Annotated in this window: 24 protein-coding genes; 11 read left to right on the top strand and 13 right to left on the bottom strand. The window is 65.6% G+C overall.

All coding sequences use genetic code 11. The annotated features are described in order from the left end of the window. Window positions 1-51 precede the first annotated feature (51 nt). From C2138_RS12085 to C2138_RS12070, 4 genes are all read right to left on the bottom strand, one after another. On the bottom strand, window positions 52-522 hold the full coding sequence (locus tag C2138_RS12085; RefSeq protein WP_108518162.1) for a GNAT family N-acetyltransferase: 471 nt from the start codon (window positions 520-522) through the stop codon (window positions 52-54). Then, entirely contained in the window at window positions 519-1,364 is an 846-nt protein-coding gene (locus tag C2138_RS12080; protein ID WP_108518161.1) for a phosphoribosylaminoimidazolesuccinocarboxamide synthase, read from the bottom strand. Before C2138_RS12080 ends, C2138_RS12085 begins: the two co-directional genes overlap by 4 nt. Beyond that, on the bottom strand, window positions 1,361-2,620 hold the full coding sequence (purD, locus tag C2138_RS12075) for a phosphoribosylamine--glycine ligase (protein ID WP_108518159.1): 1,260 nt from the start codon (window positions 2,618-2,620) through the stop codon (window positions 1,361-1,363). Before purD ends, C2138_RS12080 begins: the two co-directional genes overlap by 4 nt. 89 nt (window positions 2,621-2,709) lie before the next feature. After that, entirely contained in the window at window positions 2,710-3,018 is a 309-nt protein-coding gene (locus tag C2138_RS12070; protein ID WP_108518157.1) for a hypothetical protein, read from the bottom strand. 56 nt (window positions 3,019-3,074) lie between these two features. On the opposite strand from C2138_RS12070, the gene C2138_RS12065 reads away from it, so the two are divergent. Further along, on the top strand, window positions 3,075-3,434 hold the full coding sequence (locus C2138_RS12065) for a sterol carrier family protein (RefSeq protein ID WP_108518156.1): 360 nt from the start codon (window positions 3,075-3,077) through the stop codon (window positions 3,432-3,434). Window positions 3,435-3,486: 52 nt separating this feature from the next. Then, a complete protein-coding gene (locus C2138_RS12060) occupies window positions 3,487-3,921 on the top strand; it encodes a hypothetical protein (protein WP_233245499.1) in 435 nt (144 codons plus the stop codon). 3 nt (window positions 3,922-3,924) lie between these two features. On the opposite strand, the gene purF is transcribed toward C2138_RS12060, so the two are convergent. Next, window positions 3,925-5,385: an amidophosphoribosyltransferase gene (gene purF, locus C2138_RS12055; protein ID WP_108518154.1), complete on the bottom strand. Its 1,461-nt coding sequence runs from the start codon at window positions 5,383-5,385 to the stop codon at window positions 3,925-3,927. Window positions 5,386-5,469: 84 nt separating this feature from the next. Between purF and purM the strand changes: the two genes are divergently transcribed. Next, window positions 5,470-6,561, top strand: a complete 1,092-nt coding sequence (gene purM, locus C2138_RS12050; RefSeq protein WP_108518153.1) for a phosphoribosylformylglycinamidine cyclo-ligase — start codon at window positions 5,470-5,472, stop codon at window positions 6,559-6,561. 152 nt (window positions 6,562-6,713) lie between these two features. Here the strand turns inward: purM and C2138_RS12045 are convergent, their stop codons facing one another. Then, window positions 6,714-6,914, bottom strand: a complete 201-nt coding sequence (locus C2138_RS12045; RefSeq protein ID WP_108518151.1) for a DUF3073 domain-containing protein — start codon at window positions 6,912-6,914, stop codon at window positions 6,714-6,716. Between the two features lie 201 nt (window positions 6,915-7,115). Between C2138_RS12045 and C2138_RS12040 the strand changes: the two genes are divergently transcribed. The 3 genes from C2138_RS12040 (at window position 7,116) to C2138_RS12030 (ending at window position 12,063) form a co-directional block, all read left to right on the top strand. Continuing rightward, window positions 7,116-8,210, top strand: a complete 1,095-nt coding sequence (locus C2138_RS12040) for an FAD-dependent oxidoreductase (RefSeq protein ID WP_108518150.1) — start codon at window positions 7,116-7,118, stop codon at window positions 8,208-8,210. 47 nt (window positions 8,211-8,257) lie between these two features. Then, on the top strand, window positions 8,258-9,661 hold the full coding sequence (locus C2138_RS13855; RefSeq protein ID WP_241961118.1) for a helix-turn-helix transcriptional regulator: 1,404 nt from the start codon (window positions 8,258-8,260) through the stop codon (window positions 9,659-9,661). Window positions 9,662-9,735: 74 nt separating this feature from the next. After that, entirely contained in the window at window positions 9,736-12,063 is a 2,328-nt protein-coding gene (locus tag C2138_RS12030; protein ID WP_108518148.1) for a beta strand repeat-containing protein, read from the top strand. 48 nt (window positions 12,064-12,111) lie between these two features. Here the strand turns inward: C2138_RS12030 and C2138_RS12025 are convergent, their stop codons facing one another. Beyond that, window positions 12,112-14,142 (bottom strand): APC family permease, encoded by a 2,031-nt coding sequence (locus C2138_RS12025; RefSeq protein ID WP_108519114.1) that lies wholly within the window; start codon window positions 14,140-14,142, stop codon window positions 12,112-12,114. A 101-nt stretch (window positions 14,143-14,243) separates the two neighbouring features. On the opposite strand from C2138_RS12025, the gene C2138_RS12020 reads away from it, so the two are divergent. Further along, window positions 14,244-14,891: a neocarzinostatin apoprotein domain-containing protein gene (locus tag C2138_RS12020; RefSeq protein ID WP_108518146.1), complete on the top strand. Its 648-nt coding sequence runs from the start codon at window positions 14,244-14,246 to the stop codon at window positions 14,889-14,891. Window positions 14,892-14,968: 77 nt separating this feature from the next. Here the strand turns inward: C2138_RS12020 and C2138_RS12015 are convergent, their stop codons facing one another. From C2138_RS12015 to C2138_RS12005, 3 genes are all read right to left on the bottom strand, one after another. Next, entirely contained in the window at window positions 14,969-15,895 is a 927-nt protein-coding gene (locus tag C2138_RS12015; protein WP_206749478.1) for a hypothetical protein, read from the bottom strand. A gap of 373 nt (window positions 15,896-16,268) precedes the next feature. Continuing rightward, the gene (locus C2138_RS12010) at window positions 16,269-16,979 is read right to left on the bottom strand and encodes a PadR family transcriptional regulator (RefSeq protein ID WP_108518142.1); all 711 of its coding nucleotides are present in this window, start codon (window positions 16,977-16,979) and stop codon (window positions 16,269-16,271) included. Next, window positions 16,976-17,779 (bottom strand): DUF4097 family beta strand repeat-containing protein, encoded by an 804-nt coding sequence (locus tag C2138_RS12005; RefSeq protein WP_108518140.1) that lies wholly within the window; start codon window positions 17,777-17,779, stop codon window positions 16,976-16,978. Before C2138_RS12005 ends, C2138_RS12010 begins: the two co-directional genes overlap by 4 nt. 198 nt (window positions 17,780-17,977) lie before the next feature. Here C2138_RS12005 and C2138_RS12000 point away from each other — a divergent pair, with 198 nt between their 5' ends. Next, window positions 17,978-18,715: a MerR family transcriptional regulator gene (locus C2138_RS12000; protein WP_108518139.1), complete on the top strand. Its 738-nt coding sequence runs from the start codon at window positions 17,978-17,980 to the stop codon at window positions 18,713-18,715. Here C2138_RS12000 and C2138_RS13900 read toward each other — a convergent pair. Continuing rightward, entirely contained in the window at window positions 18,697-18,825 is a 129-nt protein-coding gene (locus C2138_RS13900) for a hypothetical protein (protein WP_277871897.1), read from the bottom strand. The genes C2138_RS12000 and C2138_RS13900 overlap by 19 nt on opposite strands. After that, a complete protein-coding gene (gene yczE / locus C2138_RS11995) occupies window positions 18,822-19,469 on the bottom strand; it encodes a membrane protein YczE (protein ID WP_422395398.1) in 648 nt (215 codons plus the stop codon). Before yczE (C2138_RS11995) ends, C2138_RS13900 begins: the two co-directional genes overlap by 4 nt. Window positions 19,470-19,531: 62 nt before the next feature. On the opposite strand from yczE (C2138_RS11995), the gene yczR reads away from it, so the two are divergent. Continuing rightward, complete coding sequence (gene yczR / locus C2138_RS11990; protein WP_108518137.1) at window positions 19,532-20,944, top strand: MocR-like transcription factor YczR; 1,413 nt, start codon at window positions 19,532-19,534, stop codon at window positions 20,942-20,944. Here yczR and yczE (C2138_RS11985) read toward each other — a convergent pair. After that, window positions 20,941-21,564, bottom strand: coding sequence for a membrane protein YczE (gene yczE / locus C2138_RS11985; protein WP_241961116.1), 624 nt, complete (start codon window positions 21,562-21,564; stop codon window positions 20,941-20,943). The two genes, yczR and yczE (C2138_RS11985), sit on opposite strands and share 4 nt — an antisense overlap. Before the next feature lie 82 nt (window positions 21,565-21,646). Between yczE (C2138_RS11985) and C2138_RS11980 the strand changes: the two genes are divergently transcribed. Then, window positions 21,647-25,174 (top strand): efflux RND transporter permease subunit, encoded by a 3,528-nt coding sequence (locus C2138_RS11980; RefSeq protein ID WP_108519112.1) that lies wholly within the window; start codon window positions 21,647-21,649, stop codon window positions 25,172-25,174. Between the two features lie 126 nt (window positions 25,175-25,300). Then, the gene (locus tag C2138_RS11975; RefSeq protein WP_108518134.1) at window positions 25,301-26,974 is read left to right on the top strand and encodes an ABC transporter substrate-binding protein; all 1,674 of its coding nucleotides are present in this window, start codon (window positions 25,301-25,303) and stop codon (window positions 26,972-26,974) included. The last annotated feature ends 1 nt before the right edge of the window (window position 26,975 follow it).

Below are 26,975 nucleotides of genomic sequence, written 5' to 3'. Positions count from 1 at the left end.
AACCAGCGCTCCGCGCTAACCAGCGCTCCGCGCTAACCAGCGCCCCGGCGGCTAGAGCGTTTTTCCGAAGCAAACGCTGGCATCGACCCCGGCGTATGGCCCAAAGTTCTCAATGCGGGTGAAGCCCTCCCGCTCGTAGAAGCGCATGGCGGCGGGCAGGCGGTCCCCGGTTTCGAGCACAAGCCGGGTGGCGCCCTGCTCGCGGGCAATCGTCTCGAGTTCGACGAGGATGGCACGGCTGGCACCGCTGCCGCGATGTGCGGGCGTCACATACATGCGCTTGATCTCGGTCACGGTGTCACTCACCGCTCGCAGGCCACCGCATCCGGAGGGCATGCCATCGGTATAGGCCACCACAAACGCAGACACGTTTTCGGCCGTCGCCGGTTCGCCCGGCTCAGAGTCATCCCTGCCATAGACCGATGCGATCTCGGCTCGCTGCGCCGAGTGCAGAAGCGTCGAATCAGCGTGCTCGAATGGCAGGCGACGTACGGTGATTTCGGTCCATTCGGCGGGGGTCACGCGGTGAGCCTTTCGATGAGTTCCCGATATCGAGCCGATGTGCGCTCGATGATGTCGGGCGGCAGCACGGGGGGAGTGCCGTGGAGGTCCCAGTGGGCGGCGAGCCAGTCGCGCACGATCTGCTTGTCGAAGCTCGAGGCGCGGTCGCCTGCTGCATACAGCTCGGCATCCCAATAACGGCTGCTGTCCGAGGTCAAGACCTCATCGCCGAGGGTAATCTGCCCGTCGCTGTCGGCGCCGAACTCGAACTTGGTATCGGCCAGAATCACGCCGCGTTCTTCGGCAATGGCGGACGCCGCGGCAAAGATCTGCAGAGAAAGATCGCGAAGCGCCGCAGCGGTGTCTGCCCCCACCAATTCGACGGTGCGCTCGAAGCTGATGTTCTCGTCGTGTTCGCCGAGCGGTGCCTTCCAGGCGGGGGTATAGATCGGCTCCGGCAGGCGGTCGCCGTCGGCGAGGCCTGCGGGCAGGTCAACGCCGCACACGCTTTGGGTCGCCTGGTATTCCTTCCAACCGCTGCCCGTGAGGTAGCCGCGCACAACGCATTCGACCGGGAACATGTCCAGCTTTTTTACGAGCATCGCCCGCTCGGCGACGGCCTCAGGCACCGGCCCATCCACGAGATGGTTGGGCACGTCGAGGCGGTCGAACCACCAGCGGGTCAGCGTCGTGAGGAGAGCGCCCTTGCCCGGGATGCCCGGCTCAAGCACGTGATCGAAGGCGCTCACACGGTCGCTGGCGACCACGAGCATCCGGTCGGGCTGATCCGCACGGTCATAGAGGTCGCGCACCTTGCCGGAGTATGCGTGCTGCCAGCCATCGGCCGACAGGTCAATGCTCATGCGCTGGGCTCCACGACCCGCAGAGCGATATCGGTGCGGTGCTGCTCGCCCTCGAGCTGGATGGCGTCGACGGCCCGGTAGACGCGGTCGCGGGCATCGGCGAAGTCTGCGCCGCGGGCAACAACGCTGAGCACTCGTCCGCCCGTCGAAACAAAGTCATCGCCCGTGCGAGCCGTGGCGGCGTGGGCGATGGTGACGCCGTCGATAGCGAGGGCGTCGTCGATTCCGGTGATGACGCGGCCGGTGATCGGAGTCTCGGGGTAGCCCTCGCTCGCCACGACCACCGTCACCGCGACCTCCGGCGAGAACTCGGGGCGGGGCAGCAGCCCGAGCCCGCCCGTCGATGCGGCAAAGAGCAGGGCGCTGAGTGGGGTGATGAGGCGGGGCAGCACCACCTGCGTCTCAGGGTCGCCGAACCGGGCATTGAATTCGATGACCCGAATGCCCTTGTCGGTGATGATGAGGCCGCAATAGAGCAGGCCGATAAACGGCGTCTGCTCAGCAGCGAGCTGGCGCACGGTCGGCACGGCGATCGTCTCGATGACCTCATCGACGAACGTGTTGGGGAGCCACGGCAGGGGGGAGTAGGCGCCCATGCCGCCCGTGTTGGGGCCGGCGTCACCGTCGCCGAGGCGCTTGTAATCCTGGGCAGGGCTGAGGGGCAAAACATCGTGCCCGTCGGAGAAGAAGAAGAGCGAAACTTCTTGGCCGTCAAGAAACTCCTCGATGAGCACGCTGCCCTGGCCCAGGTAAAACTCGGCGTGGGCAATGGCGGCATCGCGGTCGGCGGTTACAAGAACACCCTTGCCCGCCGCCAGGCCATCGGCCTTAATCACGTAGGGGGCACCGAACTCGTCGATCGCGTCGATGGCCTCGTCGAGGGTGCCGGCGCGGGCCGCACGGCCGGTCGGAACCCCTGCCGCCTCCATGATGCGCTTGGCGAATGTCTTGCTGCCCTCAAGCTGTGCCGCGGCCTTGCCGGGGCCAAAGACGGCGATGCCAGCCTGGCGCACCCGGTCGGCCACGCCCGCGACGAGCGGAGCCTCGGGGCCGATGACGACCAGCTCGATGTTGTTGTCGACGGCAAAGTCGGCCACAACGGTCGGGTTTGTGGGGTCAAGGTGAATTACGGGAACATCGGCGGCGATGCCGGCGTTGCCCGGGGCGGCGATGATCTCGTGCGCGGCATCCTCCGCAAGCAAGGCCGTTACGATGGCGTGCTCGCGGGCACCGGAGCCGAGTACAAGAATTTTCACCCTGCCAGAGTACCGGTCGGCCGTGGGCCCGTGCCACGGACTACCGGGCACGCGCGACTCGCGAGGTCACACCCCATGGGGCGCGAAGGTCAGGCGGCGGGAGCCTCGGGGTCAGCGTCACGCAGTCGCCATTCCGCGATGAAGTCATCGACCGTCTTCGTGGCCAGATCGCGGCGAACCTCGTCGAGCAAGAAGTCGGGCGAGCCGACATCAGCGCGCGTGCGCAACACCTCACGGCCCGTGTCGATACGGCGAACGACGAGGTCGGCGGGGGCAATTCCATCGCCAAAGCCCAGCGCGACCTCAACAGCGGCAACGGCCCAATGCCACGCAGAGACAATCCGAGACGCCTTGAGCGGCTCTAGGTCGGCGGTCAAGTAGTTGGCGGCGGCATCCATACAGCCAGTGTGGCATCCACAACAATGGCGGCAGGTGCCTTGCTAGCGTTGCATCCATGGCTAAGCCCCGCATCCAGACTCACATCGGGGCGCATGCCGTGCGTCAGGCTCTCGAGGGCGCCGCCGACCGGGAGACGATTGCGACGGCAACGCGCTACCTGCTCCAGGTGCTCACGGATGCCGCGCCCGGGCCCACTGTCGAGGTGCGGGTGCCTCCGTTCGGTGCCGTGCAGTGCGTCGAGGGGCCCACCCACACCAGGGGAACCCCGCCCAATGTGATCGAGATGGCCCCGGCCACATGGATCGCCCTCGCTACGGGTGGAGTCTCGTGGGCCGACGCCCTCGCTGACGCGCGCGTGTCAGCATCCGGAACCCGCGCCGACCTCTCGGCGCTGCTCCCTCTCGCCTGGCACTAGCAATCGCACATTCACGGCGATCACGGATGCTGCGGTCGGGGAGAATAGACGTATGAGTGAGAACACCGCCGGTCAGCACGCAGAGGGCGACAGCCCCACGAGCCCCGCGCAGCACACGGACCTCGGCCAGCCCAGCACGGTCGGCCATCCCGATATCCCGGTCGGTGGCGCGGTCGACATCGAGCCCGTTGTGGAGGTGCAGCAGCTGAGCATTCGGCGCGCGCCCCGCATTCCCGTGTTCCTCGTGCTCGGTGGCCTCGTCGGCTTTATCGTTGCGCTCATTCTCACGACGGCGTTCGAGATCGACCCGCTCGTCGGATTCCCCGCGATGCTCGGGTATCTCTCGATCTTCTGCATTCCCGCCGGCATCGCTCTCGGTGCGCTTGTGGGGCTCCTGCTCGACCGTCGTTCGAGCAAGCGGGCGCGCCAACTCACGGTCGAGCACGAGAGCGTGCGCGAGCCAGAGCACGGCACCGACCAGCCCTAGGCTCTAGCTGAGCTGGTTCTGCTCCACCCAGCGCAGGTACTCTTCGCTCACGGTGCCCGTCACGTACTCGCCCGTGAAGCAGCTCATTTCCAGCTCCGTCACACCAGATCCCTCGAGAATCGCCGCCTGCATGTCGGCGACCTCCTGGTAGATCAGGTTGTCCGAGCCGAGCTCCCGGTTGATCTCGGGAATCTTGCGACCGTGGGCCACGAGCTCAAGTCGAGACGGCATGTTGATGCCGTAGACGTGGGGGTATCGAACGGGCGGGGCCGCCGAGGTGAAGGTCACCTTGTTGGCACCGGCCTGGCGGGCCATCTCCACGATCTCCTTGGAGGTCGTGCCGCGAACGATCGAGTCGTCAACGATGAGGATGTTCTTGCCGCGGAATTCGCTGCCCATCGCGTTGAGCTTTTGCTTCACGCTCTTCTTGCGCTGAGCCTGGCCGGGCATGATGAAGGTGCGACCAACGTAACGGTTCTTGTAGAAGCCCTCGCGGTATTCGACGCCGAGCTTTTGGGCGACCTGCATTGCGGCAGGGCGCGACGAGTCGGGGATGGGCATGACAACGTCGATGTCGCCGAGCGGGGTGTGCTTGGCGATGGTGTCGGCGAGGCGGTTGCCCAGCCGTAGCCTGGCCTCGTAGACCGAAATGCCGTTCATGATCGAGTCGGGGCGGGCCAGATACACGTATTCGAACGAGCACGGCACCAGGCGCGGGTTCGCGGCACACTGCTGCGACACCATTTCGCCATCGAGCGAGATGAAAATCGCCTCGCCGGGGGCAACGTCTCGAACGATTTCGTAACCGCCGCTTTCGAGGACGAGCGATTCAGAGGCGACGACCCACTCGGTGCCCACCAGGCCAGAAACGCGTCGGCCGAGCACGAGGGGGCGGATGCCGAACGGGTCACGGAACGCCAGCAGACCTTTTCCGGCAATCATCGCGATGGCCGCGTAGGAGCCTTCGACGCGCTGGTGAAGCCTGCTCACCGCGGCGAAGACCTGGTCGGGGTTCAGCTCCTCGCTGCCCGTGATCTGCTCCTGCAACTCGTGGGCCAGAACGTTGACGAGCAACTCGGTGTCTGACGTCGTGTTGAGGTGGCGGCGGTCGATGTGAAAGAGCTCGCTCGTGAGCTCACGCGTGTTGGTGAGGTTGCCGTTGTGCACGAGCATGATGCCGTACGGCGCGTTCACGTAGAACGGCTGAGACTCCTGCTCGTTGGATGCTTCGCCCTTCGTGGCGTAGCGCACGTGGCCGAGACCCATGGTTCCGGGCAGGGCGCGCATGTCTCGCGTGCGGAATGCCTCCCGCACCTGGCCCTTGGCCTTGTGAGAGTGAAACATCGAACCGTCGGCGGTGGCGATTCCTGTTGAGTCTTGCCCGCGGTGCTGCAGCAAGAGAAGGCTGTCATAAACGAGTTGGTTGGCAGGCTCAGAAGAGACGATGCCGACGATGCCGCACATTCGGTGCAGACTCCAGACCGTAGAGTTGGGGAGGAACGAACATAGTCTTTCACGCCGCACCCGGCCGACGAAATGGAACCTTCAATGGCAGACAGCTACGCCGCAGCAGGAGTGGACACCGCGGCCGGTGACCTCGCAGTCGAACTTATGAAGTCAGCAGTCGCTCGCACCCACGGCGCCCAGGTGCTGGGCGGGGTCGGCGGCTTCGCCGGGCTTTTCGACGTCTCGTTTCTCACGGCGTTCAAGCGCCCTCTTTTGGCCACCTCCACAGACGGCGTCGGCACCAAGGTTGCCATCGCCCAGGCGATTGATAAGCACGACACGATCGGCCAGGACCTCGTCGGCATGGTCGTCGACGACATCATCGTGGTTGGTGCCACTCCCCTCTTTATGACCGACTACATCGCCTGCGGCAAGGTTGTGCCGCGGCGCATCGCCGACATCGTGGCCGGCATTGCTCGGGCGTGCTCCGAGACCGGCACGGCCCTCGTTGGCGGCGAGACTGCAGAGCACCCTGGCCTGCTCGGCGTCGACGACTATGACGTCGCCGGTGCCGCGGTGGGTGCCGTCGAGGCGGATGCTCTGCTCGGCCCGCAGCGGGTACAGAACGGTGACGTTGTCATCGGGATGCAGTCCTCTGGCCTGCACAGCAACGGGTACTCGCTCGTTCGTCACATTCTCGCGGGCGCCGGTGTTTCGTTCACCGAGACATCCGACTCGCTGGGCGGAGTTGTCGGCGAGGTTCTGCTCGAGCCGACACGTCTGTACACGGGGCCGCTGGTGCGGTTGCTGCAGAAGCATCCGACGGCAGTTCATGCGCTGAGCCACGTGACGGGCGGCGGAATCGCCGCGAACCTCGCGCGGGTGCTGCCGCAGGGGTCGTGGGTCGAGGTCGACCGGTCAAGCTGGGCACCGCAGGACGTGTTCAGGGTGCTTGCCGATATGGGCGGCATCACGCTGGGCGACACCGAAGGAACGTGGAACCTGGGAGTCGGCATGTTTGCCGTCGTCGCTGCCGATTCGGCGGCCAAGGTCATCGAGTTCATGAACGCCGAGGGCATCCCGTCGTGGGTTGCCGGCGAGGTATCCATGGCAGAACGCTCGTTCGACGGGTTCGAACAGGGCGCCAAGGGCGTTGACGGCGGGGCAGTTCGCCTCACTGGCGCATTCGCTTAGTGGCGCAGGCCCGGGCCACTAAACCCGGGGTGTGCCACAGCGCGCAAGAGCATCCCGCCGATCAATAGATCTGCGGGATGCTCTGTGACTGCTTAGCGCGCTAGCTGGCGCTGATATTGAGCGCTGTCTGCTTCGCGCTGAGGGTGCGACGGTTACGCTGTGCGCGTTTCGTCGCCTCCATCCGCGAACTCAGGCCACTTCTCGAGGTCTTCTTCGAGTCGTGCTGCCGCTGCTGCGTCGCGCTCTGCAGACGTGAGTTCACGTGCAAGCGCGTCATAGTTGGTCTCCGGACTGAAGTACTTCAGCTCCCGGGCGACCTTGGTGTGCTTTGCTTTTTGACGGCCGCGCCCCATGGGTTTGACCCCCTCACGATTCCTGCCCGACGCCTGCAATTGCTGCTCGGGATTGACCAACAAGGAACTACAAAAACTAACTGCCCACTTTAGCATGCCCCGTCAGCCCAAACCCCGGGCGCGCCCTGTGGATCACGTGGCTAAGCGTCTTTGCCGGGGAGTCATGACAGTTCGCCCAGATAGGCCCGCTAACGTATCGACGTGACCACAACGCAGACTCGAGCATCCGTTGTTGTTATTGGGGCCGGGCAGGCGGGGCTTTCGGTGGCGTATTACCTGAAGCGGCTTGGGCTCGAACCCGGTGACGGCCTGGTTGTTCTCGACCGCGGGCCCGGGGCCGGTGGGGCTTGGCAGCACCGGTGGGAGGCCCTGCGCATCGGCGTCGCCCACCGCATCAACGATCTGCCGGGGCTCGACGACCTCGGCCTCAGCTTCGAGACGGCCGATCGCCAGCGGCCCGCACGCGAGGTCGTCGCCGAATACTACGAGGCCTACGAAAAGCACTTTGAGCTCGATGTTGTTCGGCCAGCATCCGTCACGCAGGTCTTTAACCGCGGCATCGACCTGGTCGTCGAGTACGCGGATGTCGATGGGCTGCACGAGATCGTCACCGACGTTGTCGTCAACGCCACAGGCACCTGGGGCAGCCCGTTCGTGCCCTGGTATGGCGGGCTCGATGCGTTTGAAGGCGAACAAATCACCACGACCACTTATCGCGATGCGAGTGATTTCGAGGGCAAGAGTGTGGTGGTAGTCGGTGGCGGCACCTCGGCCATTGGCTTCGTGATGGAACTTGAGAACGTTGCGGCCACCATCACCTGGGTGAGCCGAAGGCCCATCGAGCTTCGCGACGACGGCGAACTCAACCTCGAAGACAGCAAACGCGCTGTCTCGGCACAGGACGAAGCGGCCCGAGAGGGCAGGGCTCTGCCGAGTGTGGTCAGCGGCACGGGAGTACCCCGAACGCGCCGCATCCAGTCGGCCATCGAGCGCGGCCTCCTCGAACGCAAACCAATGTTCGACCGAGTGGATGCCACGGGCGTCGTCTGGCCGGACGGCAGCCGAGCCGATGCCGATGTCATTGTGTGGGCCACCGGCTTTCGGCCAGAGCTTCGCCATCTGGCCCCGCTGCGACTGCGCGAGAAGGAGGGGGGAGTCACGGTCGGCAACGCGTCGTCGTGGAAGGACCCTCGCATCTTCTTTGCCGGGTATGGGCCTCAGGCATCAACAATCGGGGCGCAACGCTCCGGTCGCACGATCGCCCGCCAGGTGATGGCGCAGCTCAACAACCTCTAGGGCCCCTCACCGTCGAAGCGATTGAGCGAAACCAGTATTCTGGGTCGATGGGGGAAGTCGCGCAGGTTCGGTCGTCTCCCGTCGTGCGCTCACTGCGGTGGGCCCTCGCGTTGCTCGGAGCCTCGTCCATGGCCCTCGGGAGCGCACTGCTGAACCTGGCCGTCGACCCCGCCGCCGCCGCGGGTGTTGCCCTCTACACCGTTGTGGTCTGCATCTATCTCGCGGCGGGCATCCTCGCCTGGTGGCGTCGCCCCGGCAACCGCATGGGGGCACTCATCGTGCTCGCTGGCTTCGCGGTCCTCGCCGCGGGGCTCTCGAATAGTCTCAATCTGCAGCTCATGGTCGTGGGCACCATCAGCGCCACGGTCGTGCTCGCCCTGACGGTGCACCTGCTGCACGCATTCCCCTCAGGCCGCATTCAGGGCAGAGCCTCTCGGTGGATTGTGTTCGCCGCCTACGCCAACTCGCTCGTGCTTGAGGCTCCCGGTTATCTCTTCGACCCCGGCGCGCAATCGCCCCTGTTCGTCAGCGACCTTCCGGGGCTCGCGGCCACAGCATCCGCGCTTCAGAGCGTGATCGGGGTCGCCGTCGCCATTGGCACGGCCATTGTTCTTGTTTCGCGACTGCGCGCGGCGGATGCTGCGCGCCGGCGAACCCTCGTGCCGCTGTTCGCCTACGGCATGCTGGCCATTCTGTTCATCCCGTTCAGCTCCGTCGTTCTCGAGGGACTCTTTGGGGTCGACTCCTACTGGCGGGGCATTGCGCAGCTGGTTGTGATCGGGGGCGTTCCGATCGCATTCACCCTGGGCATCCTCCGCGGCGGCTTCGCTCGGACCGCCGGCCTCTCGGAACTCGAGACGTGGCTGGGGGCGAGCGGCGGGGAACCGAGTGCCTTGACCGCTGCGCTCGCACGCACGATCGGCGACCCCGATCTCCAGGTTGCCTACTGGGTGGAGGACAGGGGCATCCACGTAGACGAAACCGGCGCAGCCGTTGCCCTCCCCGGTGGTCGTGGCCACCGAACGGCGGTCGCGGTTGAGCTGGACGGGCGACGCATCGCCGCCATCATTTACAACTCAGAGCTCATTGCCGACTCGGAGAGCGTGCGATCGGCGGGCCGACTGGTGGCCCTAACCCTCGACCGAGAACGGTTGACGGCGGAACTCCACGCGAGCGAGCGAGCGCTCGCCGCCTCGCGGGCCAGGGTGGAGATGGCGGATGCCACGACCTTCGATTCCGACAGCGGCATCGAGCGGCTCACCCGACGGCAGCGAGAGGTGCTCGCCCTCATCGCGCAGGGGCGCACCAACGCGGCAATCGCCCGCGAGCTCGTGCTCACCGAGAAGTCGGTGGTCAACCATATTTCCCGCATCTTCGACGCGCTCAATCTGCCGATGGTTCCCGACGATCACCGCCGAGTCATCGCGGCGATACGGTACCTCGCCCGCTAGCCCCGCCGTTTCGTGCGAATTGGGGGGTTAGCTCCCTACACCCCGCGTGCCGCGACTGCGAACGTTTAAGCACTATGACGACTCTCCGAGCGGACGAACGCACCCCGGCATCCTCTGCCCCTTCTCGACTCTTCGCGGCCGGTCTTGCTCTGCTGCTCGCGGCGGCGGGCGTCGTCGCGGGGCCGGCCGCTGCAGCATCCGCCGCTCCCGTGAGCGACTTCGCCGCGCTGCAGGCCGCGCTCACTGCGGGCGGCACGGTCGAACTCGCCAATGACATCACCGGAGGACAGCAACTCGAGGTTCCCGTCAACGCAGTGCTGGAATTGTCTGGGCACACACTCACAGTGACGGTTACGGGGATCTGGGACGCCGCGATCTTTGTGCACTCGGGGGCCACGTTCACGGTCGGCACCTCCGCCGGTACGCTCCACGCCGAGAGCACCGGCGGAGAAGGAGCAGGCATCGGCGGCAGGCTGCTGGCCGACTCCGGCAACATCGTGATTAATGGTGGCACCGTCACAGCCCGGTCAGGATACGGCGCTGGCATCGGTGCCGGGAATGAGGGCAACGGCGGGAACATCGAAATCAATGGCGGCATCGTGTCGTCCACCGGAGGCACGGGCATCGGGGCGGCGCAGGAATCCAGTGCCGGCGACATCACCATTACGGGTGGCACCGTCACGGCAATCGGAACCTACTACACCGCGATCGGAAGTGGCACATACTCGACCGTCGGCGACATCACGATCAGCGGTGGGCATGTCACCGCAACATCCGGAGCAGACACGGGCATCGGCGCTGGACGGTCCGCAACCGCCGGGGACATCCTCATCTCAGGGGGCACAGTCATAGCGACGGGCCACGATACGGCCGGCATCGGGGCCGGCCCCAGCTTTCCCGCAAGGGCTTCGCAGCTAGGGTCCATCACTATCTCTGGCGGGTCGGTGACGGCGTCGACGATCTACGGGGGGCCCGGAATTGGTGTGGGAAACGATCCGATGACGGGAATCATCACCATCTCGGGTGGAACGGTGCGTGCCACCGGCAGTCGTGAAGGTCCCGGAATTGGCGCGACCGGCACCCAGAATCCCACGATCGTCATTTCGGGCGGAAACGTCACGGCGATCGGCGGCGGCTATCGTCCTGGGCCCTCGCCCCTTGACCGAGGCGGGCCCGGTATCGGAATGTCCACGTCGGTGCAGTCGCCCGGTCCGATTGGGACCGTGACCATCGGAGCGGCCGCCACCGTCACGGTGCAGTCGGGATTCCCCACGGTGACGAGCGCGATCGGCGCCTCGGATGCCAGCTTGGGCCTGGGCTTCCCTGCCGTGACGAACTCGGGCACCCTGATCATTGCCTCCGGCAGCACACTGATGATCCCGTCGGGGTCGTCAGTGGCGAACCAGGGGGCCATCCGTGGAACCGTCGACGGCAGTGTGACGGGCAACTCATACCGGGTCACGTTCGGGCAACCGGGGGTGCCGGGGGCAGTATCGACCGTCATTCCTGTCTATGCCGAGACCTTTGCGGTCTCAGGAATCTCGATCCCCACTCCCAGCCGTGTCGGCCCCGCCTTCGTCGAATGGAACTCCCGAGTCACAGGAGTGGGCACAACCCTGACTCCCACGACTCCGCTGTCGACGTCAACGTGGTCGGCGATCTGGACGCCGGTCGGCGACCCGACGACCACGACGGCGGCGATTTCTGCACCCGTCGTGGCCGCTGGCAGCACGGTGACTCTCACCGCGACCATCAGCCCGGCAGTGGACGGAACGATCGCCTTCTCGAACGAGGCTGGCGCGCTCGCCGGAGGAGTCGTCACGGGCGGCGAGTTCTCCCTCACGGTCGTGGCGCCGGCAGCGGGGTTGCACACCATCAGCGCAGTCTTCACCCCCTCCGACACGAACCTCTATCGTCCGTCGGATGCGACGCCCATGACCCTGCTCGTCAATGCGAAGAAGGCCCAGGGGTCGCCACCCGCGCCGGACACCAGCGAGCTTCTGCGCCTGGCCGCGCTGAACGGTTGGACAACTGTTGCCTCTTCACCGAGCCTGGCGTGGGCCCAGCCCACCGACAGCTTCGTTGATGCGTGGGTGTATTCATCGCCCGTCGCGCTCGGCGTGCTGCCGGTCGTCGGAGGACGAGTGGATGCTTCGGCCCTCACACTGCCCACGCTCGCGCCGGGTCTGCATCACCTGGTGTTCGTCGGTCAGACCACCGGTGCCGTCACGATCGTGCCATTCACGGTAGCGGCGGCACCGACCAGCGCGGCGGCACCGACGGCCGCGCCTACGCTCCCCGCGACCGGAACGAATGTGGCTCCCTGGGGCATGCTCGCGGGCGTCCTCCTCCTAGCGGGGATCGCCATGATCGTGCGCCAGCGGGGGCTCCGCACGATCTGATCGGTGTGCCCGCGCCGCGTTAGGTAGGCGGCGCGGGCCCGCCATCGTCTAGTTCTTGTGTCCCGAGCGGGGCAGCGGTCTGCGCACCACGGGTTTCACCGGCTCGCCTCGACGCACCTGCCCCGGCAGGGGCCGCGCCTTGCGGTCCGTGATCACCGCGGACGACCCCAGAAGCCACGGCACCAGCGCCACCGTCACGCCGTGTTCCAGCATGAGTTTGTGGCGGATGCGGCGGGCCTTCTGGTTGTGCAGCAGCCGCTCCCACCAGTGACCAACGATGTACTGCGGAATGTAGACCGTCGTCACCTCTGGGCCATACTTCTCGCGATGCGCGCGGATGTACGCGATCAGCGGTTCGCTGATGCCGCGATAGGGCGACTGCACGACGCGCAGCGGCACCCGGATGTTCATTTCGGCCCACTGCTTCTCCAGCAGATCGGTTGCGGCGTCGTCGACGGAGCAGTGCACGGCGTCGAGCGAGTCATGCCGGGCTGCTATCGCATAGTCGAGCGCCTTCAGGGTGGGCTTCTGCATGCGGCCCACCATCACGATCGCGTGGTCACCGCGGGAACCAAATTTCGTGACGGGGTCGACCTCAAGCTCGCGCTCGATCTTGGCGTAGTACCGATTCACCCGAACCATGAGCAGATATAGAACAGGCATGATCGCGAACACCAGCCACGCACCGTGCGTGAACTTGGTCACCGTGACGATGATCAGCACCGTCGCGGTGAACACCGCGCCCGTTGCATTGATGGCGAGCCCCCACACGACCGAGCGCATGCTGGCCTCGCCCGTGCGCACCACCCCGATCCAGTGCTTGACCATGCCAGCCTGCCCCAGCGTGAACGAAACAAAAACGCCGATGATGTAGAGCTGAATCAGCTGCGTCAGGTTCGCCTGGTACACGACGAGCAGCACGATCGCGAGGAGACCGAGCGCGATCACGCCGTTCGAGAAGACGAGGCGGTCGCCGCGCGCTTGCAGGCCCTTGGGCGCGTAGCCATCCCTGGCCAGTACCGAACCGAGCAGGGGGAACCCGTTGAAGGCAGTGTTCGCCGCAAGCAGCAGCACGGACGCCGTTGCCGCCTGAATGACAAAAAACATAATCGTGGTGTCTCCGCCGAACACGGCAGCGGCCAGCTGGGCCATCACGCTGCGCTGCGGCTCCGTGGCACAATCCGCCCAGCCGATGAGTGCGCACGGATCCTCGGAATAGTGAACCCTGCTGACTAACGCCAGCGCGGTCACCCCCACGAACAACACGATCGCGATGCCGCCCATCAGCACGAGGGTCCACTGGGCGTTGCGAATCTTGGGCGTTCTGAACGCTGGTACCCCATTGCTGATTGCCTCGACGCCGGTCAGTGCGGAACATCCACTCGCAAACGCCCGCAAGAGCAGCAGCACGATCGCCACCTGACTCAGGTCCTTCGCCTCAACCGTGTACGCGGCCGACTCCGCCACGGGAAGGTCACCGAGCGCAACCCGGATGCCTCCCACCACGATCATGAGCAGCACGCTGGCAATAAAGAGGTACGTCGGCAGCGCGAACGCTTTGCTCGACTCGGCGACGCCCCGCAGGTTCACCGCGACGAGCAGCACCACGAACACCACGGCCAACTCGACCCGTGCGCCGTGCAGCTCAGGGATCGCCGAAATGATGTTGTCGACGCCGCTCGCCACCGACACCGTAACCGTCATCACATAGTCGACGAGCAGAGCGGATGCCACAACGAGACCAGCCTTCTCGCCCAGATTGCGATGGGCCACCTCATAGTCGCCGCCGCCCGACGGGTATGCCTTCACGAGTTGCCGATACGACGCCACAACGACCAGCAGCAGAAGCACAACCGCCGCGGCAACCCACGGGGCAAACGACAGCATCGTGAGGCCGCCGAGCGTCAGAATCAGCAGCAATTCTTGAGGCGCGTAGGCGACGGATGAGAGCGGGTCGCTCGCGAAAATGGGCAGTGCCAGGCGCTTGGGCAGCAACTGGGCATCGAGCTTTTCTGTGGGCAGCGGTTCGCCGATTAACCAACGCTTCGGCGACCTCGCATCAGTGGTCACGAGCGGCAACACTACGCCGATGCTGGCCCGACGCAAGTGGCAGAATTTGGCGGCAAGCGTAGCCCTCCTAGCGCAGCGGATGCGGGGGCATCCCTCGATAGAATCGGGCGGTGAGCACACCACAGGGCAAGCGTCGCCGGGTATGGCCGTGGATCGTCGCTGCCGCTCTCGTGGTGGTGCTCGTGCCTGTGGCGATAATTGTCGTGCCGATTCTGACGCACGAACAGCAGGGCACCTCAACCGTCGTGGATTCCGACGAGGAGTGGCCGCTCAGCGTCACCGCCGTCGGCGATGATGGGCGCACCCGCACCCTTGACGTTGTTTCGGCGCAGCCCGGCGGCACCGTCGACACGTCTGCGTTAGTCGAGGGCGACCGCGTTGTGGTCACCGGCACGGGATTCGACACCTCGCAGGGCATCTACGTCGCCATCTGCAAGATCGCTCCGAACCCCGAAACGAAGCCCGGACCGTGTCTGGGCGGCGTTCCCGCGACCGAAGGTGAGCAGCAGGAAGCGGGCTCGGTGCAGTTCGCCCCCAGCAACTGGATCAACGACGACTGGGCGTGGAAGCTCTTTGGTGCCCGCAGCTACGACGACGCCGCAACCGGCACCTTCACGGCATACCTCGAAGTGCCGTCCCCCGTCGGCGACGGCGTCGACTGCCGAGTCGATGCGTGCGCCATCTACACCCGCAACGACCACACGGCGCTCTCGGACCGCGTGCAAGACGTCTATATCCCGGTCGGTTTCGCGGGGTAGTGACGGGCGCATCCCGGGATGCGGTGAGTGGCCACTTTCTGCTCCAAAAGTCTCGTTGTGGCGCAGAAAGTGGCCACTCACGAGACCGTGCGGCGGCGGCGCGGCTCGGAAGGGGCCGAGAGCTGCATTCCTCGTGCGAGGAGTAGAGAGCGCACACCTGCCACGAACTGTCGGGGTCTGCGGTTCAGATCGTCCGCGGTGACCCGCCGCACCCGCCATCCGGCATCCTCGAACCGCTCGCGACGGGCGATGTCGTAGCGAAATTGCCGCACGTCGGTGCGGTGGCCATCGCCCTCATACTCGAGGGCAACCCTCGCTTCGACGTAGCTGAGGTCTGGCCGACCGAGCGGCACGCCATCCGCGCGATAGGCCCGCACATTCACCAACGGTTCGGGCAATCCGCTTCGAACCAGCAGCATCCGGAGCAGACTTTCGCTGCGGGAGTCGACCCGCTCACGCACCTGGCTGATTGCGGAATGGCGGATGCGGCTGCCGCGCGATCCTGCGGTGGCGGTCACTGCGTCGCGCAGCTCGCTGAGGGTGGCGAGGGCTTGCTCCCGGCTGCCGCCGCTGTCCCGGCTGCCGCTGTCCCGGTTGCCGCCAACCCGACCGGAGATGAGGTAGTCGCCCGCCGCAATGAGATCGTCTTCGCCCAGGACTTCAGCCAAGCGGCACCACACCGAGACAGGATTCTCGACACGCAGACCCCCGACGAGCCTCACTGCGGTTGTCGGGGACAGCCGGTGCCCCCTGACACCGGTGGTTCGGGGGCGCGAACCGCTTGGGCCCGCGGCGATGTGAAGGTCCCCGGCCTCCTCCAGCGCGCGGGGAAGAGGAATCGCGTAGAGCATCGCTGCTGTCGTGAGGCAGAAGAACTGGCCCTCGCGAAGGAGCGGCGCGTAGGCGCGGCAGCGCGCGAGCGTGCTGCTGAAGTCAAGCCCGACGCTTCGCACGCCTCGGAACGGACGATCGATATCCGCCGAGCGAAGGCGTCCCAACGTCACGTCCGACGCGAGCGGGTCGCCAAGACGAAACGCAGTGCCATGTAACTGGGGCGGAAGTGCGACTCTTCTGGGCATCCGCTCACGGTGTCACCGTGGCGCCGTAGGCACGCTCGCGGTGCCCTCACATGTGGATGCTCGCAACATCCATCTGGTGTGAAGCTGCCGCCAAACCCCAGCGCTCACGGTTGACCCGTGGTGCCTCGACTCACGTGCTGCCTCGCCGCAGGGCCGTGAGTGGTCACTTTCTGCACCAAAACCCGAGTCTTGGTGCAGAAAGTGACCACTCGCGAAGCCGCAGGCGCGTGGCGTGAGCGCGTGGCGTAAGCCACCGGCGCGAGCCGCGAGCCGCGAGGCGCGAGCGAGCGGCCCGCGGCTACTCGAAGAGGCCTGTTAGGGCGGAGTCGAGCCGGTCGCGCAGGCGTGCGGCGGTGTCCTCTGGCAGGGTGTTGCGGGCGGCGCGTGAGCGCAGTTCCGCCTGAACCCTGTGCCGAAACTCGGTGAGGGCCAGCTCGGCGTCGCGCAGCTGTTGCCGCGACGCCATTCCCTCGGACCGGCCGGTCGAGTGCGGAGCCGCCGGGTCACTGTGAGACTCGGACTCGGCCCCCGCTGCCGAATCAGGTTCCGATCCCACGGGCGATTCCGGAGCGGATGCAGTTGGGGGCGTGGTCGCCGACTCAGACGCATCCGCAGACTCCGCCTTCACTCCGCGGGCCGCCGCGGCGAGGTCCGCGCGCAGGGTGCGCATCGCGTCGTTGACGCTGAGGCGCACCTCGTCGGCGAGGCTCCGCACGGTGGCGGTCACACCGTTCTCGATGTCGTCGAGTTCGGCCCGGCGGGAGGCGAGTTCGACCCGCCCGGCATCCGTGATCGAGTAAACGGTCTTGCGGCCGTCGGCCTCCCGCGTGACGAGGCCCTCTTCGCCCAGCTTGGCGAGGCGCGGGTAGATGGTTCCGGCGCTCGGAATATAGGTTCCGCCAAACCGGTCGCTGAGGGCCTGGATGAGCTCGTATCCGTGCATCGGCCGCTCCGAGAGCAGGCTGAGCAGATAGAGGCGGAGGTGTCCGTGGCCGAATACGGGGGTCATGCCGTGACCTTTGCGTGAAGCACCGAGACGTTGCCGCTCACGGTATTGGCCTTGAATTCGAGCCAGTTTTCAGAGAGCTCGCCGTACTTGCCCGTGTAGGTTCCGTGCACTCCGGTGATGTCGGAGTCGTCGAGGTGAAGCCGGCCGGATGCCGTGGTGATGCGGTAGGAGGCGGGCGTTCCCGCCGCGAGCCTCATGGTGACAGCACCAGACACGGTGTTGACGCGAACGTCATCGGGCGTTCCGGTGAGGTCGAGAAAGATGTTGCCAGAGACGCTGTCGCACGTGAGCTTGTCGATCGCGCCGGCCGCTGTGACATCGCCGCTGACGGTGCGGGCGCTCACCTTGCCGGTGTGGTCGCGAACCAGGACCTCGCCGTTGACGGAGTTGAGGTCGAGGGCACCGGTGACGCCGTCGATGACGACCTCGCCATTGACCGTGCTGATCTTGGCATCCGTCTCGACGCCAGAGATGAGGGCGCTGGCGCTGACGACGCCGAACTTGAGAGCGACATCGCGAGGCACCATGATGCTGACTTCTGCGGACGAGTCTCCCTTGAAGTAGGCGAAAACGTCGAGAAAGTTGTCCCAGCCGAGCTGCGGGTGATCGACTTCGAGCACCCCATCGTCATTGCTCACCTTGAGCGGCTTTCCCCGCACGGAGTGAACCTCGACGCGGGCGCCCGGCTCGTCGTGGGCGACGATGTCGATCTGCCCGGAGATGAGCGCCACCTTGAGGCTACGGACCCTGTCAAAGTCGATGGTTTTAGGGCCGTCGAGCAGCCATTTTTCGCGGGCCATGGAGATTCTCCTATCGAGCTATATCGCGTTTGCAGGATTCACGCTATATCGCGAGTCGAGAACTCCGCAAGGGCCGCGACGAACTCCCAGCTCAGTCGGAGTTATCGGCGTTTGACTTTGACGCAACGTCAATGTTTAGGCTGATCACACCGCCGATGCGGCAGCGGATGCGCGGCAGGTTCTGAACGAAGGAGACGCATGGATTGGCCGATTCAGCAGGTCGCCCAGCTCGCCGCAACGACGAGCCGCACGCTGCGGCACTACGACGCCATTGGACTGCTTCAACCGACACGCATCGCCGCGAACGGCTACCGCCACTACGACGAACGCGCGCTCGTGCGGCTGCAGCGCATCCTGCTGCTGCGTGGTCTCGGGCTCGGGTTGCCCGCGATCGGCGAAGTGCTCGACGGCGCCGACGACGCGGATGCTCTTGCCGCCCATCTGGACTGGTTGCGAAACGAACACTCGAGGCTCGACCGGCAGATCGCTGCGGTCGAGTCAACACTCACACGAATGAAAGCAGGGGTGCCGCTCATGGCTGAGCACATGTTCGACGGGTTCGACAATGCCCAATACAAAGAAGAGGTCGAGGAGCGCTGGGGCGCCAAGGCCGCCGCTGAGGGGGACTCCTGGTGGCGGGCGCAGCCGGATGCTGACAAGGGCCAATTCCTGCGGCAACAGCAGCAGATTCAGGCCGATTTTCGGGCGGCGTTGGAGTCGGGGGAGCCGGCGAGCGGCGACATCGCGCAGGAGATTACGCGCCGGCACGTCGACTGGATTCGCGCGGGCTGGCAGGGGCGAGAGGTGCCGGCCGAGGCGATCCGCGGCCTGGGGCAGATGTACGTGGACGACCCACGCTTCGGTGCGAACTATGGCGGGCTCGAAGGGGCGACCTACGTGAGGGATGCGATGGCGGCCTACGCCGACAGGCTGTAGCCGAGCTCGCGGTGAGGCACCCGGCCGTAGCCGTCGCGCCGCACCACCTCGATAGTCGCCAGAGCGGCCCAGACGCTGAGGGCGGTGACGGCAATGGCGAATCCGATCATGCTGACGCCTCCTTCGGGGCCATGGGTGCGTGCGGGTTGAGCGGGATGGAGTCCTCGCCCGGCCCCGGCTTCTCGGGAACGCGGAGCAGGGGCAGGGTCACTCCCACCATGGGCCCGATGAGCAGGGCGAATGCGAGCGTTCCGAGGCCGACGACGCCCCCGAGCATCCAGCCGATCACGAGCACCGTGGCCTCGATGCCGGTGCGAACCACCCAGATAGGCCAGCCGGTGCGGTTATGCACGCCGGTCATAAGCCCGTCGCGCGGGCCGGGTCCGAAGCGGGCGCCGATGTAGAGCCCCGTGGCGATGGCGAGCAGCGCAAGCCCTCCCGCGAAGAGGGTGATCTGCGCCCAGAGCTGGGTGGGGCTGCCGATGAGGAGCAGGCCGAGGTCGGCGGAGGGGCCGACGAGCAGGGCGTTGAGCACGGTGCCGATGCCGGGCTTTTGCCGGATGGGAATCCAGAGCAGCAGAACAACTCCCGAGATGAGCACCGTGACAAGGCCGAATCCGAGCCCCGTCTGCAGGGCGATCCCCTGTGACAGCACATCCCACGGGGTCGCCCCCAGGCCGGCGCGCAGCATCATGGCGATGGCGAGGCCATAGAAGAACAGGCCGCTCAGGAGTTGAAGGATTCGTCGGGTCACGTACATATCCAATTGGTCGAGTGGCCTTCTATCAAGAGGCCAATCTGTCTATAGTGGCCCGTATGTCCGTTCTGACAGCCCGCGCACTGGCCACTCTTCTGGGTGATTGGCGTGCAAACGGTGCCGCCTATGTGGCGCTCGCCGACCGCATCCGACTGCTCGTGCTTGACGGGCGTATCCCCGTGGGCACCCGCATTGCCGCAGAACGCGAGCTCGCCGAGCATCTGGGACTCAGCCGAACCACGGTGTCGTCGGCCTACGCCGAACTGCGCGATGTTGGCTACCTGGATAGTGTGCGCGGGTCGGGCAGTGTCACGCGCCTTCCGCACAGGCCGCTCGCGCTCGCCGAGCCGGCAGGCAGCGAGTTTCTCGACTTCACCAAGGCCGCTCTACCTGCGATCCCCGGGGTGGCCGAGGCGGTCCGCCGTGCAGCCGATGAGCTGCCGTCCTATCTGGGCGAAACCGGTTTCGACCCGTTCGGCCTGCCCGTGTTGCGCGCGGCCATCGCCGACCAGTTCTGCCGGCGAGGGCTCGCAACCCACCCCGAACAGATCATGGTGACGATCGGTGCCCAGCACGCCATCGCCCTACTTGCGCGCACCCTGATTGGTCGCGGCGACAGTGCGCTGATCGAGGTGCCGACCTACCCGCACGCCTTCGAGGCGGTGCGGGGTGCCGGCGCCCGCATCGTTCCTGTCAGTGTGAGCGTTGACGACGGCTGGGATGAGGCCGCGCTGGAGCAGGGCATCCGTCGCAGCAGCCCCGCAATCGGCTACCTCATGCCCGACTTTCACAACCCCACGGGGTGCAGCATGTCGCTCGAGCTTCGCGAACGAGTGGCGGGGCTGGCGAGCATGCACGGCACCAGGCTCATCGCCGACGAGACCATGGCCGAACTCGGCATCGACGGGGCCGAACCCATGCCGCCGCTGGCGAGTTTTGGGGATGCGATCACGGTCGGGTCCGTCGGCAAGACTGTGTGGGGCGGCCTGCGGGTGGGGTGGATCCGCGCGGAACCGGCGCTCATTCAGCGGCTCGCCCGCAACCGACTAGCGGGCGACCTGGGCACGCCGATTCTTGAGCAGCTCGTGGTGACCCATGTGCTCGCCGACTACGAGACGGTGCTGAAGACCCGCAGGGAGCAACTGCGGGCAGGTCGAGACCACCTCGTTTCTGCCCTCACCCGAGCGTTCCCCGAGTGGTCGGTGCCCCTCGCCGGAGGCGGGCTTACGACGTGGGTCAACCTCGGTGCCCCCGTCAGCTCTCAGCTCACGCTCGCCGCGCGCGCCGAAGGGCTCGCCATTACGGCGGGGCCCCGTTTTGGCATCGACGGCGCATTCGAACGCCACCTTCGCATCCCGCACAGCTACTCGCCCGCCGAAACCGATCGCGCCGTGGCCGCGCTGCGGGCGGCCTGGGATTCGCTCACACCTGCACTGCATTCGGAGCCAGAGCTGCTCTCAATGGTCGTTTAGCCGAGCCTGGCGCCAGAGGACCGGGGAGATTCCGGCACGCGCAGGCGCGGCATAAAAAAGTGCACAAGCGGCCCGATCAGCAGCGCGAAAGCGAGGGTGCCGAGCCCGACGTTGCCGCCAAGCAGCCAGCCCAGCAACAGCACGACCGCTTCGATCGAGGTTCGAATCGCCCAGATAGGTTTGCCGCTGACCCGGTGCAGGCCGGTCATGAGCCCGTCCCGCGGGCCGGGGCCAAATCGGGCGCCGATGTAGAGGCCCGTGGCGAAGCCGTTGAGCACGAGTCCCACCGTGAAAAACACAATGCGCTGCCATAGCTCCGTGGGTTCGGCAAAGATTGCGAAGCCGAGTTCGATGAACGGGCCGACCAGAAGCGCGTTGAGAACCGTGCCAACCCCCGGCTTCTGGCGCAGCGGAATCCACAGCACCAGCAAGCAGATACTGATGATCACGGTAAAAGCGCCGAAGGGGAGCCCGAACACGCGAACGAGCCCCTGGGTGAACACATCCCAGGGGGGAACGCCGACGACGGCGCGGATGATGAGGGAGATGCTGAGGCCAAAAAGCACGAGACCGATGGACAGCTGAAGCACTCGTCGGAGCATCGTGGATCTCAAAGGCACGGTCTCATTCTGGCATTCGGTGAGCGAACAGCCCGTTCTGCTGAAATACTTGGACTTCAGCTTTGCGAGCCCCGGGAGAACCGTGCACCTGCTTTCCGTCTTTAGCCTGCGCAACCGGGCACTTATCGCCCTCGTCACAATCGTGGTGGCGATCTTTGGCACCATCTCCCTGACGAGCCTTAAGCAAGAGCTGATCCCGTCGATCTCGTTCCCGCAACTGGTGATCGTGACGGCCTATCCCGGAGCGGCGCCGGAGGTGGTCAATGAGGATGTCAGCACCCCCATCGAGACCGCCATCCAGGGTGTCGCCGGACTCGAGGGAACGACCGCAACATCCCGCACCAATGTGTCGACCATTTCGGCGTCGTTCGAATACGGCACGAACCTGGCGACAGCGGAGCAGAAGGTCACGCAGGCGATCAACCGCATCAAGTCGACGCTGCCGGCCGACATCGACCCGCAGGTGATCACTGGCTCGATCGACGACCTGCCGGTCGTGCAGGTCGCCGTCACGAGCGACCTCGATATTCGTGAGCTCAGCAGCCTGCTCGAGGCGTCGACGATCACCGACATCCAGGCTCTCGAGGGTGTGCGCGAGGCCAGCCTGCTCGGCACTGTCGGGCAGCGTGTCGTCATTTCTCCCGACCTCGCCACCCTGACCGCCCTGGGCGGCAGCACCGCCGACATCACCGACGCTCTCGACTCCAACGGCATTCTGCTGCCGGCAGGCGAGATCACAGAAGACGGCAAGACTCTCTCCGTGCAGGCGGGTGTTCGCCTCGACTCGACGGAGGGAATCGCCTCGCTGCCGCTGGTCGGCGTGCTGCGCGATGGCGTTCCCGTCACGATCGGTGAGGTTGCCGAGGTCGCGATCGAGGACGACCCCGTCACCGGCATCTCCCGGGTCAACGGCGAGCCTTCGCTGACGATCGCCGTGACCAAGACGCCCGATGGCAACACGGTTTCGGTCTCGAACGCGATTAGGGATGCGCTGCCTGGCCTGGCGGAATCGCTCGGCAACAACACGGTGTTCACGGTCGTCTTCGATCAGGCGCCATTTATCGAGCAGTCGATCGACAGTCTTGCGACCGAGGGTGTTCTTGGCCTGATCTTTGCCGTCATCGTGATTCTCGTGTTCCTGCTGTCGATCAGATCGACCCTGGTAACCGCGATCTCGATCCCCGCATCGGTGCTCATCACCTTCATCGGCATGCAGGTTTCTGGGTACACGCTCAACGTGATTACCCTCGGCGCCCTCACGATCTCCATTGGACGTGTCGTCGACGACTCGATTGTGGTCATCGAGAACATCAAGCGCCACATCGGTTTGGGTGAGCGCAAACTCGTGGCCATTCAGACCGCCGTCAAGGAGGTCGCGGCTGCGATCACCGCGTCGACCGTCACCACGGTTGCCGTGTTCCTGCCGCTTGCGCTCGTCGGCGACATCACGGGCGAGCTGTTCCGACCGTTCGCCCTCACCGTCACGATTGCCCTTGCCGCGTCGCTGTTCGTCTCGCTCACGATCGTTCCCGTTCTTGCCTACTGGTTCCTCGGCAACGACAAGAAGAAGGCGGCGGTCGCCCCCGCAAGCCCCGAATACCTCGACACGAGCACGGCGATTCTGCAGCTGCAGAACCCGGGCGTCGAGGTGCCGTCGCGTCGCGCCCGCCGTGAGGCACGCGAGAAGGCCATCGCAGAGCAGGAGGAGAAGCCCACTCGACTCCAAAAGTCGTACCTGCCCATCCTCAAGTTCACCCTCAAGCGCCCGGCGCTCACCCTCGTCGCCGCAGCCCTCGTCCTTTTGGGCACGATCGCGATGGTGCCGAGCATGAAGACCAACTTCATCGGCGACAGCGGCCAGAACACCCTCACGGTGACGCAGACTCTGCCCGTTGGCACGAGTCTCGAAGCTCAGGATGAGGCGGCTACGGTCGTAGAAGAGACGCTTCGCAGCATCGAGGGCATCGAGACGGTGCAGCTGTCGCTCGGCAGCGGAGGCAGCTCCCTCGCCGCCGCGTTCGGCGGTGGCGGTGGCGCAACCTTCTCCATCACGACAAACCCCGACGTCGATCAGGAGGCCCTGCAGGCCGAGGTGCGCGACGAGCTCGCTGCGCTTGAGGATGCAGGCGAAGTTTCGCTGGCCGCGGCGGGCGCGGGTTTCGCGTCCTCCGATATTGACGTCGATATCACCGCCAACAGCCGCGAAGACCTCCAGACCGCTGCGGATGAGGTGCTCGCCGCAGTGCGCGACCTCGGTGTGACCGCCGAGGCGACAAGCAACCTCTCCAACTCGCAGCCGTACATCGCGATTGTGGTTGACCGCGAGGCCGCTGCAGAGCGCGGGCTCAGCGAGGTCGCCGTGGGCGGCATCGTGTCGCAGTCCATGTTGCCCCGCGCCGTCGGCAGCGTCGTTATCGACGAGACGACCCTGTCGATCTACGTCGACCCTGGCACGGCTCCGGCCACCATCCAGGAGCTGCGCGAGTTCATCATCCCCACCGCAACGGGGCTGATTCCGCTCTCCGATCTGGCTACGGTCGAACAGGTTGATGGCCCGGCGAGCATCACCACCATCAAGGGTGTGCGGTCGGCAACTGTGAGCGTGACCCCCAACGGTGACGATGTCGGAACAGCCTCGACTGAGATCCAAACGGCAGTAGACGGGGTCGACCTGCCGGCTGGCGCGAGCGCTGAGCTGGGCGGTGTGACGGCGCAGCAGGCCGACGCCTTCCAGCAGCTGGGGCTTGCGCTTCTCATCGCAATCCTCATCGTCTACGTGGTGATGGTTGCCACGTTCAAGAGCCTTCGACAGCCGCTGCTTCTGCTCGTCTCGGTGCCGTTCGCGGCCACAGGAGCGATCGCGCTGCAGGTTATCTCGGGCGTTCCGCTCGGGGTGCCGTCGTTGATCGGTGTGCTGATGCTCATTGGCATCGTCGTAACGAACGCCATCGTTCTCATCGACCTTGTCAATCAGTATCGGGAACGCGGTATGAAGGCGATGGATGCCGTCGTGCATGGCGCGAGCCGCAGGCTCCGGCCCATCCTCATGACGGCGCTGGCCACGATCTTTGCGTTGTTGCCGCTGGCAATCGGGCTTACCGGCCACGGCGGCTTTATTTCGCAGCCGCTGGCGATCGTCGTGATCGGTGGGCTCATCTCGTCCACCCTTCTCACGCTCGTCGTTCTGCCCTCGCTGTATTACCTCGTCGAGGGTGCGAGCGAGCGCCGTGAGGACCGCAGGGCGGCCAAGCGCGAGAGCCCCACGCCTACCCCTGGGGAGCCCGCTGCCGCTGTTGCTGCCGGAGCCGCTGGTGCCGGTGCTGCCGCTGTCGCCGTGTCAGCCGAGGAGATCGCCACGGCAGACACCCGGGATGTTCCGATTCCGGATGCTGGCGCGACCGAGCAGCCGCAGGCAACGCCCGAGGTGGCTGCGCCCGAGCTGGCCGAGCCTGAGGCAGCCGAGCCTGAGGCAGCCGAACCCACCGACGGGCCCACCGACGAGCCCGTCGACAAGCCCGTCGACAAGCCCGTCGACAATCCCACCGGTGAGCAGGGCGTCCCGGAGTCGGACGACCCCGAGCGGCCCGCCCCCGGGCAGCCGAGCGAGTAGCGGTTTTCGGCTCTCCATAGCCGATCCCACCAATATTCGGGAGTTCATTACTCCGCACTAATAAGTTTTACTCGGGATTACTCGCGCCTGTGCGGGGGTCTTCTGGGGCGTCTAGTTTCGTGCCCTATGAAGACTCCTCGCATAGCATCCGTCGCCTCCGTTCGGCATCCCCGGCGCATTGCCGCTCGGGCTGCAGCCCTCGCCGTTGTCGTCACCATGGGCCTCGCCGGATGCACGGCGACCGCGGCCGTCGTCGACCCATCCGGGGTCAGCGAGGCGGATAAGCGCGGTGGGGAGCTCATCTACCTCGACGCAGAAATCCCCACGTCTGCGCAGGTTCACGACAGCGGCACGTGGCAGACGCGAGCGCTTCAGCAGAACATCACCGACCGCCTCATCTATCGCAACGCGGAGACGGGTGAGTTCGAGCCATGGCTTGCCGAGAGCTGGGAGGTCAGCGCAGACGGCACTGTCTACACGTTTGTTATCCGAGAAGGCGTTACCTACAGCGACGGCTCGGCCCTCGATGTGGCGAGTGTGAAGCGCAACCTTGAGTGGCAGGCGTTTGGCGACCCAGAGAAGGCGATCTCGCCGAACCCCGTGTTTCCTGCTGAGCTCGCGGTGACGACGGATGCCGCGGCCAACACGGTCACCGTCACGCTGGCCGCCCCTTACGCTCCGCTGTTGGGCGTTCTCACCGGCTGGGCCTCTGGTTTGGTCGCCGATGCGACGATCGACGCGACTCGCGAAGACCAGTCGCTCTTTGTCAATCTCATCGGCAGCGGCCCGTTCGTCGTGGAGTCGGAGGTCTATGGCAAAGAGGTCGTGCTCAAGCGCCGAGATGGTTATGCCTGGGCGCCGCCTAGTTCGCCCAATCAGGGCGAGGCTTACCTCGACAAGGTGATCGTGACGCCGATCCAAGAAGACAGTGTGCGGCTCGGCAGCATCAAGTCCGGACAGGCAGATCTGATTCGGTATGTGCAGCCGACGGAGGAGGATGCTCTCGCCGACCAGGGCTTTCACATCGTGAGCCGTTCGGGCGTCGGGCTGACGAATCAGTGGATCATCAAGCAGTCGGCACCGTTTCTCGACGACGTGAATGTGCGCAAGGCCCTGCAGTCGGGCATCAACCGCGCCAAGATCGCCGAGGATCTCTACACCGACAACTGGAGCGTCGCGTCGAGCGTGCTCAGCCCGGGAACGTTCGGATACAAGGACGAATCAGCCCTTCTCGCCTACGACCCGGCTGCGGCGGTTGAGTTGCTCGAACAGTCGGGGTGGACGGCGCTCAACTCGGAGGGTTACCGCATCAAAGGCGGCGAAACGCTCTCAGTGCTCACCTATTTGGATGTCTATGACAACACCTCCCGCGCGTTGTTTCAGGCGATCCAGGTGCAGCTCGCCGAGATCGGGATCGAACTCGTCATCAAGGAGATCGACTATTCGAGCTATTGGGCAACTGCCTTCGACGACCCGGAGGTGGGGGTGCTTCGGGTGGGCTGGCCGCATCCTGACCCCATTGGCCTCAACGAGTACTACGCGGGGGGCAAAGGTGGTCTGCTCACCCTCGACAGCGACGATGCTCAGCTCGACGCACTGCTCGCGGCTCACGTCACCGCAACGGACGACGCCGAGAGAGAGGCCGCTCTCGGGGCACTGCAGGACTACCTGATCGGTCAGGCGTATGTCTTGCCCATTCTCGACGACAGTCAGGTTTATGTCGCCGCGCCTCGTCTGCAGGGGTTCTCCCTGAGCGACGGAGCCCTTCCGCAGTACTACAACGCGTGGATCGCCGACTAGC

It is taken from the genome of Salinibacterium hongtaonis (genome assembly GCF_003065485.1).
GTDB lineage: Bacteria > Actinomycetota > Actinomycetes > Actinomycetales > Microbacteriaceae > Homoserinimonas > Homoserinimonas hongtaonis.
This window is presented reverse-complemented; position numbering and strand designations above follow the sequence as displayed.

What these genes read in the sequence shown, in the direction of transcription:
- C2138_RS12080 (WP_108518161.1), bottom strand. Translation starts at nt 1,364, where the DNA reads ATGAGCATTGACCTGTCGGCCGATGGCTGGCAGCACGCATACTCCGGC.
- C2138_RS12070 (WP_108518157.1), bottom strand. Translation starts at nt 3,018, where the DNA reads ATGGATGCCGCCGCCAACTACTTGACCGCCGACCTAGAGCCGCTCAAG.
- C2138_RS12065 (WP_108518156.1), top strand. Translation starts at nt 3,075, where the DNA reads ATGGCTAAGCCCCGCATCCAGACTCACATCGGGGCGCATGCCGTGCGT.
- C2138_RS12060 (WP_233245499.1), top strand. Translation starts at nt 3,487, where the DNA reads ATGAGTGAGAACACCGCCGGTCAGCACGCAGAGGGCGACAGCCCCACG.
- purF (WP_108518154.1), bottom strand. Translation starts at nt 5,385, where the DNA reads ATGTGCGGCATCGTCGGCATCGTCTCTTCTGAGCCTGCCAACCAACTC.
- purM (WP_108518153.1), top strand. Translation starts at nt 5,470, where the DNA reads ATGGCAGACAGCTACGCCGCAGCAGGAGTGGACACCGCGGCCGGTGAC.
- C2138_RS12045 (WP_108518151.1), bottom strand. Translation starts at nt 6,914, where the DNA reads ATGGGGCGCGGCCGTCAAAAAGCAAAGCACACCAAGGTCGCCCGGGAG.
- C2138_RS13855 (WP_241961118.1), top strand. Translation starts at nt 8,258, where the DNA reads ATGGGGGAAGTCGCGCAGGTTCGGTCGTCTCCCGTCGTGCGCTCACTG.
- C2138_RS12030 (WP_108518148.1), top strand. Translation starts at nt 9,736, where the DNA reads ATGACGACTCTCCGAGCGGACGAACGCACCCCGGCATCCTCTGCCCCT.
- C2138_RS12010 (WP_108518142.1), bottom strand. Translation starts at nt 16,979, where the DNA reads ATGACCCCCGTATTCGGCCACGGACACCTCCGCCTCTATCTGCTCAGC.
- C2138_RS12005 (WP_108518140.1), bottom strand. Translation starts at nt 17,779, where the DNA reads ATGGCCCGCGAAAAATGGCTGCTCGACGGCCCTAAAACCATCGACTTT.
- C2138_RS12000 (WP_108518139.1), top strand. Translation starts at nt 17,978, where the DNA reads ATGGATTGGCCGATTCAGCAGGTCGCCCAGCTCGCCGCAACGACGAGC.
- C2138_RS13900 (WP_277871897.1), bottom strand. Translation starts at nt 18,825, where the DNA reads ATGATCGGATTCGCCATTGCCGTCACCGCCCTCAGCGTCTGGGCCGCT.
- yczR (WP_108518137.1), top strand. Translation starts at nt 19,532, where the DNA reads ATGTCCGTTCTGACAGCCCGCGCACTGGCCACTCTTCTGGGTGATTGG.
- C2138_RS11975 (WP_108518134.1), top strand. Translation starts at nt 25,301, where the DNA reads ATGAAGACTCCTCGCATAGCATCCGTCGCCTCCGTTCGGCATCCCCGG.